The sequence below is a fragment of the Vibrio sp. 10N.247.310.98 genome (assembly GCF_041467395.1).
In the GTDB taxonomy this organism is placed as follows: Bacteria; Pseudomonadota; Gammaproteobacteria; order Enterobacterales; family Vibrionaceae; genus Vibrio; species Vibrio crassostreae_C.
The window spans coordinates 40,939-52,646 of the sequence record NZ_JBFSUL010000031.1 but is presented as its reverse complement, the minus strand read 5'-3'; the positions used below and the strand labels follow the sequence as shown (position 1 = coordinate 52,646).

Annotated in this window: 7 protein-coding genes; 4 read left to right on the top strand and 3 right to left on the bottom strand. The window is 46.8% G+C overall.

Going from position 1 to position 11,708, the window contains the following annotated elements; genetic code table 11:
* Positions 1-529: 529 nt before the first annotated feature.
* Entirely contained in the window at positions 530-1,744 is a 1,215-nt protein-coding gene (gene sstT / locus AB6E78_RS13545) for a serine/threonine transporter SstT (RefSeq protein WP_017068938.1), read from the top strand.
* A 198-nt stretch (positions 1,745-1,942) separates the two neighbouring features.
* On the opposite strand, the gene AB6E78_RS13540 is transcribed toward sstT, so the two are convergent.
* The 3 genes from AB6E78_RS13540 to AB6E78_RS13530 all read right to left on the bottom strand — a co-directional run bounded on the left by AB6E78_RS13540 (position 1,943) and on the right by AB6E78_RS13530 (position 5,992).
* Positions 1,943-3,154, bottom strand: a complete 1,212-nt coding sequence (locus AB6E78_RS13540; protein WP_102320670.1) for a tetratricopeptide repeat protein — start codon at positions 3,152-3,154, stop codon at positions 1,943-1,945.
* Positions 3,155-3,506: 352 nt separating this feature from the next.
* The gene (locus AB6E78_RS13535) at positions 3,507-4,109 is read right to left on the bottom strand and encodes a response regulator transcription factor (RefSeq protein WP_372133787.1); all 603 of its coding nucleotides are present in this window, start codon (positions 4,107-4,109) and stop codon (positions 3,507-3,509) included.
* A gap of 11 nt (positions 4,110-4,120) precedes the next feature.
* Positions 4,121-5,992 carry a PhnD/SsuA/transferrin family substrate-binding protein gene (locus AB6E78_RS13530; RefSeq protein WP_372133788.1) on the bottom strand — a complete coding sequence of 624 codons (1,872 nt, stop codon included), beginning with the start codon at positions 5,990-5,992 and terminating at the stop codon, positions 4,121-4,123.
* A gap of 221 nt (positions 5,993-6,213) precedes the next feature.
* On the opposite strand from AB6E78_RS13530, the gene dsrO reads away from it, so the two are divergent.
* From dsrO to AB6E78_RS13515, 3 genes are read left to right on the top strand one after another with little or no spacing between them, the layout of a single operon-like run.
* The gene (gene dsrO / locus AB6E78_RS13525) at positions 6,214-7,050 is read left to right on the top strand and encodes a sulfate reduction electron transfer complex DsrMKJOP subunit DsrO (protein ID WP_136973651.1); all 837 of its coding nucleotides are present in this window, start codon (positions 6,214-6,216) and stop codon (positions 7,048-7,050) included.
* Complete coding sequence (gene nrfD, locus AB6E78_RS13520) at positions 7,047-8,195, top strand: NrfD/PsrC family molybdoenzyme membrane anchor subunit (RefSeq protein ID WP_372133789.1); 1,149 nt, start codon at positions 7,047-7,049, stop codon at positions 8,193-8,195. The genes dsrO and nrfD overlap by 4 nt, the downstream gene beginning before the upstream one ends.
* 14 nt (positions 8,196-8,209) lie before the next feature.
* Positions 8,210-11,302, top strand: a complete 3,093-nt coding sequence (locus tag AB6E78_RS13515; protein ID WP_372133790.1) for a tetrathionate reductase subunit A — start codon at positions 8,210-8,212, stop codon at positions 11,300-11,302.
* Positions 11,303-11,708: the final 406 nt, after the last annotated feature.

Below are 11,708 nucleotides of genomic sequence, written 5' to 3'. Positions count from 1 at the left end.
ATGTGTTACCGGTTTTATTGTTAATTTATAGACTCATCTAAGCGGAGAAGAGCCACGCTATTAAGGAGAGCTGATGAGATTCACAGCTAACGCTGCTTAAGTAGGTGGGAATGCCGATAGAAAGATTAGATAACGACAAAACATGGCAAGTCATGCACCAACGTAGAACAAGCAAAGTAGGTGATGTCTATGATGTCTGTTGAAGTGGCTTTTTTACCTATACAAGTTTAGGCAGCTATTTCCGAACACAATGTTTTTATCAGTAATGGTTTACACACCATAAGTACTAGAACATTAAGCCAATGGAACATTATTCAGCAGACTTACACCTCAACAAAAGCACAAAAATTTAACATTTAGCTCTAAAAACACCACGCAACGCAAACAATCACCCTAAAAGTAAACTATTCCTAGACACCCTCTTAGATCCCGCTAATATGACCGCCCATTCCACTAGTGTATAGTTGGATTTGGTACAACTTTATAAAAAAACACATCACTATAATAAATTAACAATTGCAGGTATTTTATGCAAAATCACAACATGCTCGCCCGCATCGCTCGTGGAAATCTCGTTCTACAGATCCTTGCTGGTATTGTTTTCGGTGTCGTTCTCGCCATGGTTTCTCCTTCAGCAGCTCAAGATGCAGGCCTATTAGGTAGTCTGTTTGTTGGTGCTCTGAAAGCTGTTGCCCCAATTTTAGTATTCATTCTTGTTGCAGCTTCTATCGCAAACCAAAAGAAAGGTCAGCATACTCATATGCGTCCAATCATTGTGCTTTACCTGATTGGTACGTTCTCTGCAGCACTAACTGCTGTAGTACTGAGCTTCATGTTCCCAACCACTTTGACACTGGTTGCTGGCGCTGAAGGTGCTAACCCTCCTCAAGGTATTGCAGAAGTTCTTCATACGCTTCTATTCAAGCTTGTAGATAACCCAGTTAGCGCACTAATGAACGCTAACTACATCGGTATTCTTGCTTGGGCTATCGGTCTTGGTCTTGCACTGCACCACGCATCTGCAACAACCAAAGCGGTTTTCGAAGACCTTAGCCACAGTGTTTCACACATTGTTCGCTTCATTATTCGTCTTGCGCCATTCGGTATCTTCGGTCTTGTTTCGGCTACATTCGCAACAACGGGCTTCGATGCACTAGCAAGCTACGGTCAACTGCTAGCGGTTCTACTAAGCTCAATGCTTATCATTGCTCTTGTCGTTAACCCACTGCTTGTCTTTGTAAAGACAAAACAGAACCCATACCCACTTGTACTGCAATGTATTCGTGAGTCTGGTGTAACGGCATTCTTCACTCGTTCAAGCGCTGCAAACATCCCAGTGAACATGAACCTTTGTAAGAAGCTAGAGCTAGATGAAGATACTTACTCTGTATCAATCCCTCTAGGCGCAACCATCAACATGGCAGGTGCTGCAATCACCATCACTGTGTTAACGCTTGCAGCTGTACACACAATGGGTATTGAGATTGATATCTTCACTGCGATTCTACTAAGCCTTGTTGCTGCAATTTCAGCATGTGGTGCATCAGGCGTTGCCGGTGGCTCACTGCTACTGATTCCTCTAGCTTGTGGCCTATTCGGTATCTCAAACGATGTAGCGATGCAGGTTGTAGCGGTTGGTTTCATCATTGGTGTGATTCAAGATTCGGCTGAAACAGCACTTAACAGCTCAACTGACGTAGTGTTCACTGCGGCTGTATGTAAAGCTGAGCAAAACAAAGCTTAACAGCTCTTGGGTATTAGGCTTTAGCTCTAAGCTCTAAGCTCTAAGCTCTAAGCTCTAAAAGCAAATAGCACACAAATAAAAAGGGAAGCATTCGCTTCCCTTTTTTGTTGTCTTGGTTTTCTAGATTACGGTTAGAAGCTATATAGATTTATAGCTTCAGTCATTTTTGTCTAACTCATCAAAGCTAACCAACACGTTTTAGTGGTTGCTTTTCCAGCTTGGATCCACGGCTGCCTGACTGAAGTCTAGAGGGTCACTATTTGGGGTCGCTTGTCTCTCTGTTGATGCTTGCTCGGAATTAGGTTGTTGGCTGTAATCAACATTCGTATCTTGAGCACTCGCCGTTTGAGTATCTAGATGGCTGGTCTCTACACTTAATGGCTCAGCCTCTTCATCAGACGCTTCTTTCACTTTCTTTGGAATCGGTATATTGCGTTTGTAAAGCTTGTTGAGCGCCTTAATAATTGAGTGCTTGGTGATTGCTTGTTGGGTCAGCTTGGTCATGATCGGTTTAGTCAGTGCTTGTAAGCCCACAACCGCATCGACACCTAGCTCACCGCCCACTTTATCTCTCTGCTGCTTAGCTTCTGAGTAGCCAAAATGAGCAGATAGGAATAGCCAGATATAAGCAATTGCATTACCGTGTTCACCATGGTCGATCCACGCTTCACCCGCTCTAAACATTGCCTCTGCACTGTTCTTTTCTGCTGCTGTCTCAAACCAGTACACAGCCTCACCATGGTTCGGCTCTACGCCAACACCATTTAAGTAACTCATACCCAGTTTGATCTTGCCGTCTAGGTTGTTTTTCTCTGCCGCTTTGCGATACCAATCAACAGAGCTTTCTGCAGAGTAGTCTGGATTTTCTTTGTCTAGGCACCAGTCACCCATGAATAGCATCGCTTCGGTATTACCACCAGCGGCAGACTCTTCAATATAGGTGTAGCCTTTGGGGATGTTCTTCACGGTCCCACGTCCATGAACCAGGGCTTTACCCATCTCAAATTTCGCCGACATATCGTTATCTAAGGCAGAGATCGCAAGCTGCCAAAAGTTGGCTTGTTCTCTCAAGATCAGATCTTCTTTGCGCTTCATACTTAAGCGAACAATGCCGTACATGCCGTTGACGTTATCCAAATGCGCCGCTTTATCGTACCAATATAACGCTTCCTTGATATTGTTACGTTCAGCCTCTTTCGCTAAATATAGAATCGACGGGACATGCCCTGTTTCTGCTTTAAAGTGGCGCTCTTTTTGCTCTTGTATGCGCGCTTTTTCAATCGCTTTTCGGTAAGCGACAGCACGAGCCTTACGTTCTTGTTCCAAGCGCTGCTTTCTTAGCGATAAAGAGATCAGCCACACGGCGACAAGTATTAACGAAAGAGCCGTCGCACCAATTGCGATTCCCATTGTACTCATAAAATATTTAACCTAACTCGGCAGATACAAGACTCGACGTTGAGAGTGTGTTCTACCCATAGTGAATGTTATGTTTCGAATTACAGGGTAAAGTGCAGTTACTGGCACGTTCCGCCTTAAAATGAACTTAGTTCAGTATCTCAGGATTACATTGCGATAAGAAGCCTAGGAGGTTCAATCCGTATGCAGTCCATAGACGATGTGATCTTGCTTCAATATAGATAAATTATGAAGGCTGCCTTTCATCAGGAAAGTCCTAAAGCTTGGTGACGAAATTGATGTTTTTCCCATCAACAATTTCGTGCAACTGCCGTACAACTCTCTTACAGGAATAGCTCTATACCTAGGTCAATTGACCGTATATGTAAGCCAACTCGGCAACCGTCTTCGCTGAGAATTTCTTCATCAAGCTTGCTCGGTGTACTTCCACTGTTCTCATGGCAATGCACAATTCATCGGCTATTTTCTGGTTACGCTTACCGTCGATAATTTGTTTGAGGATGTCTATCTCACGCTCGGTTAACGACGCGTACGCTTGGCGATACACATTCATGTGTAAGTGCTTTTCTGAAGCGTCCAAACCTTGCTTGATCGCCTCAGCTAACTCATTGCCTTTAACTGGCTTTTGAAAGAAATTCACCGCGCCGGCTTGTAAGGCTTCAACCGCCATTGGCACATCACCGTGCCCCGTCAGGTAAATCACCGACAGTGGGCTCTGCGCTTTTGCCATCAACTCATGAACTTGCTGCCCTCTCATCTCTGGCATTCGGCTGTCTAAAACCACACAACCCGGCGCACTCAAGTCCACTGAGTCTAAAAAACTGGGGCCATCTTCAAAAGCTGACACAGTGAAATCATGCTCTTCTAATAAGAACACCAACGAATCGCGCATCGACTCATCGTCATCAACCACATAGACAGGAAGCCTTTGATGAAGTTCAGACATAACAAGATTCCTTATGAATCATTTGAAAGAGAAAAAGGTAACGTCACTGCAACGTGACAGCCATGAGGAATCAGTGACTTAATGGTCATTTGACCGCTGTGGTCTTCAATCACGTCCTGGCAAATCGCAAGCCCTAACCCCAAACCGTTTTCTTTGCTACTCACAAAGGCTTGAGTGACTTTCTGCTCAGTAAAATCTAAGCCCGTACCGTTATCGATAACCGACAACATCATTTTATCCGGTTGATACTCGGTAATCACTTTAATTGTCGATGGTTCGTTGTTTTTGTTACCAATATCAGACGTAGCGCTTTGTTCGCGATGCATCTGAGCATTACACGCATCAGTCGCATTGTTGATCAAATTTACAACTACCTGCTGCAATCCGACAGGGTCAACATGTAGCGTGATAGGTTTACCCACGACATAACGTTCAATGGTTATCTTGTGTTTCTGTAATCGAAATTGCAGTAGCTCGATGGTATCTGTAAGAAGAGCTTCTATATCAGTTTGAGATTTATCTGATGAGCGTTTTTTGATCATGTTTCTTAAGCGCTGGATGATCGCATCAGCACGGTCCACTTGCGACTGGATCTTCTCAAATACAGGCTCTATGTCAGTCAGCGGTTTGTTCTTCGAAATCCGCAGTAAACCACCTTCGCTATAATTCCGAATAGCTGCCAAAGGCTGATTAATCTCGTGTGCCAAGCTACTTCCCAGTTCACCAACTACCGCGATTCGTTGTGAGTGCTCTAGCTGTTCACTCTTACTTTTCAGCTTATAAAGCGTCGCTTCTAGTTGCTTTTTGCTGCGACTGAATTTGTATTCTAGCCAGAAGTGGTAAGCATTCAGAGACACGACAAGAATAAAGAACGCCCATGCCCACTGTTGATTGTACTTGAGCCAGATTAACGCTTCTTTCCACCAAGGTTGTTGCAGTGGATGCATGTCGAGTTGTTGATATAGCTTGTCGATCGCCAGCAAGCTTGTCGTTGACGTCCAACCCGATGCATTCGCTGCAATGGCTGGTGCACTGCTCTTTGGCATCGAAAACAGCACCTGACTCATTTGTTTAGCCAGTGCCGAAGAGGCTCGTTCTGTTTTGGCAAACGACCAATTAGAATACAGAGGTGTAGACACTTGGCATCGGAAGCCTTCAGGCGCTTGATTACCGATGATTCGATATTGCCCAGCCACCAGCAAACCTTCACTGATCATGTTCTCAACTAAACAGCTTGGTACGACAGCCGCTTCAATGTGCCCTTCACGTAGTTGATACAAGCTGGCGTCGATCGGGAAACCTAAAAATTGGGTGTTAGAGAAAAAGTGGTTGGGATTAAGCCCTTGTTGCATCACTTGGTAACGCATAGTGAGGTAACCACCAAAAGCATTTTCAGATACTGCCGCAATCGGCTTACCGCTGAGTTGTTCGAGAGAGATATAAGGCGACATTCTTCTCACCACCAAGGCGGAACCAATGCTGCGTGTATTACTAGTGTCTTGAGCTTCAAAGTTATGACTGGTCATGGTCGCCATCCAAGAGAGCGCGTATTGACGTCCTAATCGAACCGCCTGACCGGGGTTGGTGATGACAAAGTCGACCTCAACACCTTTTACCGCATCAGCCATCTCTTCTAAGTTGAAAGGCTTGAGAACAAAGTGTTTGCCGGGAATGCGCTCAGACAGCCAATCCATTGTCGGCTGCCAACGCTGCTGAGCGGAAAGCTTACCTCGAGTCGCCAACACGCCAACTTCTATGATTTGCTCAGACTCAACAGTGCTTGTCGTTGCAATCTCTTGCTCCGATTGAGCCGCCAAACACGCGCCTGCGGTTAGGCTCAACCAACAAAGGCCAACGATTGTCATTAGGTTTCTGACTGTCACTAGAATCTCTTTCTCCACACTGATGGCATGTTCACACTCGAATAACGCATTGACGACACGTTAAATAGAGCCTTTAAACAAAGCATAACAGCTAGATTGGTAAAACCACATTTGTTCTAGATCAACTTTGATCTGGGTATGTGGAAATCCACAATACCCCGCGTACGCCCAAAATCTGACAATGAGCCCAACAGATAGAATACCCATTTATAGGTACCAACATGGACTCATTGAAAAGACGGTTTCTCAGCCAATTCGGCAAGGTTTCCGCTGGTGCTGCGCTCATTCCCATCACCGGAATCAACACCGTAGTCGCAAGCACAGCCATTCGCAATAACAACCAACCTGACCGCAAAGGCGAAGTAGGTAAACGCTACGCCATGGCGGTTGATTTACGTAAATGCGTTGGCTGTCAGGCGTGCACCGTTGGCTGTAGCGTTGAAAACCAAGCGCCAATTGGCCAGTTCAGAACCACCGTAAAACAGTATGAAGTCTCCCTTGATGATGGTTCGACTACTCAACAAGAGGTGAAGTCATTCATGTTGCCTCGTCTGTGTAACCACTGCGACGATGCTCCGTGCATTAAGGTTTGTCCTGTTCAAGCGACCTTCCAACGTGAAGACGGCATTGTAATGGTCGACAACGAACGCTGCGTAGCCTGTGCTTACTGTGTTCAAGCTTGCCCTTACGACGCTCGATTCATCAACAACGACACCCTTACCGCAGACAAATGCACCTTCTGTGCACACCGCCTTGAAGACGGTTTACTGCCCGCTTGTGTCGAAACCTGTGTTGGTGGTGCTCGTGTGATTGGTGACCTCAAAGACCCAAACAGCGAAATTAACCGCCTGCTCAATGAAAACAAAGACGACATAAAAGTGCTTAAACCAGAGCAGAATACCAACCCACATGTTTTCTATATCGGCATGAATGAGCGATTCGTTAGCCACATTGAAGGCCAACCTGCGATTTATGATCCAGCCGCCATCGATAACTCATCCTCTAGCAAACAAGAATTGGCAATCGCGACACAAGGCAAACAAGGAGAGACAGCATGAATATCACTGAGGTGTTAGTTCCCGCTCAAGAGATCGCTTGGCTACCGTGGGCGGTTCAATATTTCTTCTACATTGGTTCGGCTTACGCGGCCGCTATTCTGTTTTTGATTGCACTGATATTCAAGAACTCAACCAGCCACCAATTCCGTTCTGCCCTTGTGCTTGTGATGGCCATTGGCGCGATTGTTGGACCATTAGCATTAACCGGTGACTTGCACCAACCCGGACGTGCGTGGCACTTCTATGCTCATATTACGCCTTGGTCATGGATGTCATTGGGCTCTTTGTTTCTACCTTTGTTTTCTGGTCTGGCTGTTGCGACTGCTTGGGTTTACCTGCGTGATGACATCGCACAGCTCAAAGAGAGTGAAAACCCACTTCTAAAACGTTTGTCTTGGCTGACGCTAGGTCAATGGCAAATATCATCAAAGCTGATGATTGCACTGGCTGCTGTGACGGCTATTTCGGGCCTAAGCATCGCGCTTTATACAGGCGCAGAGATTGCGATTTTGGCGAGCCGACCGCTTTGGCATCAACCGGCTTCTCCACTACTTTGGTTCACGACCGCATTCTTTGCTGCTACAGGTTTAACGCTGTTGATTTGGGCTCTGCTGCCTTCAAGCAAACCAAGCTTAAAACCAACAGACCTCGCTCTAGTACAAAGAACCATTACGTTAACAGGTGGCCTTGCCATCATTCTTACGTCGATTTGGGCATCTAACCATGGTCACTTCAATCTGTATGAGAACGACGCTTGGGGCATCAATTTAGGCATCATGACCACCAGCATTTTGCTGTGCATGATCTTGGTTCTACCACTGCAACGCCTATCGCAAAGTAAGCTAGGAATTATCTGTGTTGCGCTTGCGACCATAGTTTCTGCATGGGCGGTACGTTGGGTCACCATGATGGAAGTTCAAACCATTCCACGTTTCGATGTTGGCCCATTCCCTTATGAACTGCCGATGGGTAGCGCAGGATTACTCGGCATTGTTGGTATGTGTGGTCTTTGGTTAGCACTTGCGTTGTTCGCCTCTGAGATCGTGTCTACTGGTTCTACACGAACAACTGGTTCTGCACCAAAGACAACATCGAAGCCAAACCAAAATACACCTTCACCACTTAACCGCTCACATAGCTTGTAGTCTGAGGAATCATCATGGATAACAAACGTCGTCAATTTTTGAAAACAGGCCTTGCTGCCGGTGGTGCTGGAGCTTTTACTGCAGGTTATGCGACAACCACAAAACACATGGTTCACGGTGCTATCGATGGCACCGCGGGTAAGAAAACCAACCACATCCATCACGGTAATTCGCTAGAGACGGAATACAGTGTCGATGAGCAAGGTAAGATCTCGCCGAATCCAAACCAACGCGTTGCACCATCAATGTGTTTTGGTTGCTGGACACTGTGTGGCTTGCGTGTACGTATCGATAATCGCAATGACGAGATCTTGCATATCTCAGGTAATCCGTATCACCCACTATCAAGTGATCAGCAGATCCCGTTCAAAACACCGGTAAAAGACGCCTACATTGGCTTGTCTGGTGAGTCAGGCATCAATAACCGCTCGACAGCCTGTGCCCGTGGTAACGGCATGTTGGAGATTCAAAACAGCCCATACCGAATCACTCAACCGTTAAAACGTGTTGGTAAACGAGGTGAAGGCAAGTGGGAACCGATCAGCTACGAGCAACTAATCACTGAGATCACCGAAGGTGGTGACTTGTTCGGTGAAGGCGAAGTGGAAGGCTTACGATCGATTCGCGATATCGAAACACCACTTGATCCAAACAACCCTGAATACGGTCCCAAAGCCAACCAATTGTTGGTGACGAATGCTGGTAATGAAGGCCGTGATGACATCTTGAAGCGCTTTGCATTCAACAGCTATGGTACACGAAACTTCGGTCACCACGGCTCTTACTGTGGCTACGCATTCCGTGCAGGTTCTGGCGCGATCATGAACGATCTAGACAAGTTCTCGCACCTAAAACCCGACTTCAACAACGCAGAGTTCATTCTTTTCATCGGCATGTCTCCAGCTCAAGCGGGTAACCCGTTTAAGCGCCAAGCGAGACAATTGGCTGAGGCTCGTACCAACGGAAAACTGAGCTACACCATTGTGACTCCAAGCCTTCCGGCAGGATCGTCAAGCCTTGCGGCGGGCGATCGCAACAACTGGCTACCGATCAAACCGGGCACCGATTCAGCATTAGTTCTGGGCATGATCCAATGGATCATCGACAACCAGCGCTACAATCACGACTTCTTGTCTCGCCCAAGTGCGCAAGCGATGAAGCAAGCAGGCACCACACACTGGTGTAATGCATCTCACCTTGTGATCAGTGACGAGTCGCACCCACAAAATGGGCGTATGCTTCGTGCATCGGATATAGGGTTGCTAGAAACAGGCGAACCGATGTCTGACGATGACGGATTTATTGCACTTGATGTGACAACGTCACTATTAGCATCACATCTTCAGGTGAATGAAGCGGCTCTGTTCGTCGATCAAGACGTAGAAGTTGATGGTCAGACTGTTCGTGTTAAGTCTTCTCTACAAAGATTGAAGGAAGAAGCCTTCAAATATGACCTTGCATACTACAGTGAGCAGTGTGAGATCCCGCAGGACCAAATTATTGCGCTAGCGAAACGCTTTACCAGTTACGGGACGAAAGCAGTCGTGGATACTCACGGTGGCAACATGCACACCAACGGCTTCTACAACTCGTTCTCTATTCTGATGCTGAACGCGCTGATCGGTAACATCAACGCGAAAGGCGGTGCGATGGCGAAAGCGGGTGGCTACCCGACTTCGGTTGCAGGTCCTCGTTACGACTTTACAAAGTTTAAAGGCAAGACCAAGCCACAGGGCGTGTTCTTATCTCGCAGCAAATTCCCATATCACAAGACCAGCGAATACAAACGTCGCGTTGCGGCAGGTGAATCACCTTACCCAACACGCGCGCCTTGGTACCCAATCTCTGCACCGCTGTTAACCGAGCATTTATCAGCGGCGATTGATGGCTACCCTTACCGCGCGAAAGCGTGGATCAACCACATGGCGAATCCACTTTATGGTGTTCCGGGTTTAGACAACTTGCTGGGTGAAAAGCTTAAGGATCCAAAACAGCTTGGTTTGATCGTGTCTATCGATGCCTTCATCAATGAGACCACAGCCTTATCGGATTACCTAGTGCCAGACACAGTGACCTACGAAAGCTGGGGCATGGCAACACCTTGGCATGGCGTCGCGACTAAAGCGATAACCGCTCGTTGGCCGATTGTTGAGCCTAAAACTTCCCGCACTCAAGACGGACGTGCCATCAACCTAGAGAACTTCTTTATTGATGTGGCAAAAACACTGGGCTTAGGTGGCTTCGGCGACAACGTAATCAAAGACAATCAAGGCAACTGGCACGGTATTCATAGCGCTGAAGATTTCTACCTGCGCTCGGCTGCTAACTTGGCGTTCGTAAAAGGTGGTGTGCCGAATGTAGACGCTGAAGATATCGTTTGGTCTGGTCTAGAGCGCCTAGTGCCTGTGATGAACAAAACGCTTAAGCCAGAAGAGATGCTCAAAGTGGCGTATATCTTTGCGCGTGGCGGTCGTTTTGAAGACGCAACCAATGCCTACACCAATGAAACTATGAAGTACAAATGGACCAAACCTTTGGCTATCTGGAATGAAAAGCTGGGTACCTCTCGCAACACCATCAGTGGCGAACAGTACATGGGTTGCCCGACATGGTATCCACAAAAACTGGCAGACGGCACGCCTTTGGCAGAGCAGTTCCCAGCAAAAGAGTGGCCGTTCACCCTGACCAACTTTAAGTCCAACATTCACAGTGCGGTGTCCAACTTGTCACCACGCTTGGAGTCTATCAAAGGCGTGAACCCGGTTTACATTCACCCACAAGACGCCTCTTCTGCAGGCATCAAAACCGGTGACGTATTTGCCATTGAAACACCGAGTTCAACCACACACGCGTTGGCGATGGTGATTGATGGCATCAAACCGGGAACATTAGGCTTTGAACACGGCTTTGGTCATAAAGAGCTCGGTGAGCGTGCGCACTGGATCGGTGACACACAACAACCTGTAAAGATGAAGTCGAACGATGGCGTTAACATCAATGATATTGGCTTAATTGACCCGACGAGAGAAGGCAAAGGCGTCATGTTGGATTGGGTTGTGGGCGCAGCAGCAAGACAAGCGCTTCCGGCTAAAATCTACAAAGTCTAGGCGTTCAAACCTCCCCTATTTCAGTCAAATCAAGACTGGGCAGAGTAGAGCAACTTCGTCATTCGAGGTTGCTCTTCTTTTTAAGCTATTCAACGCCAAACCATCAATTCTTAACATCACTTCCCTGCAAGTTTCTCTCCTAGCCCCATCAAGCGTCTATGCTTATACAATCGGTGCCATAAAGAGCCTTAACAAGCAGTCACACCGAGGCGAACATGGCAGTTCCCTTGCACTTCGTTAACGGCAGCTGGATTCGCCTATTGAAATCCACACTAATACCATTGTGATGATTGAGGTTATTAATGTGAGACTTACCTCAAGTTCCAAGTGAATTAATGTGGAAATCCACAATAGCGCGAACAACCAATTATGTCGAAAATGCGTGCATTACAACCAATAGCGACGC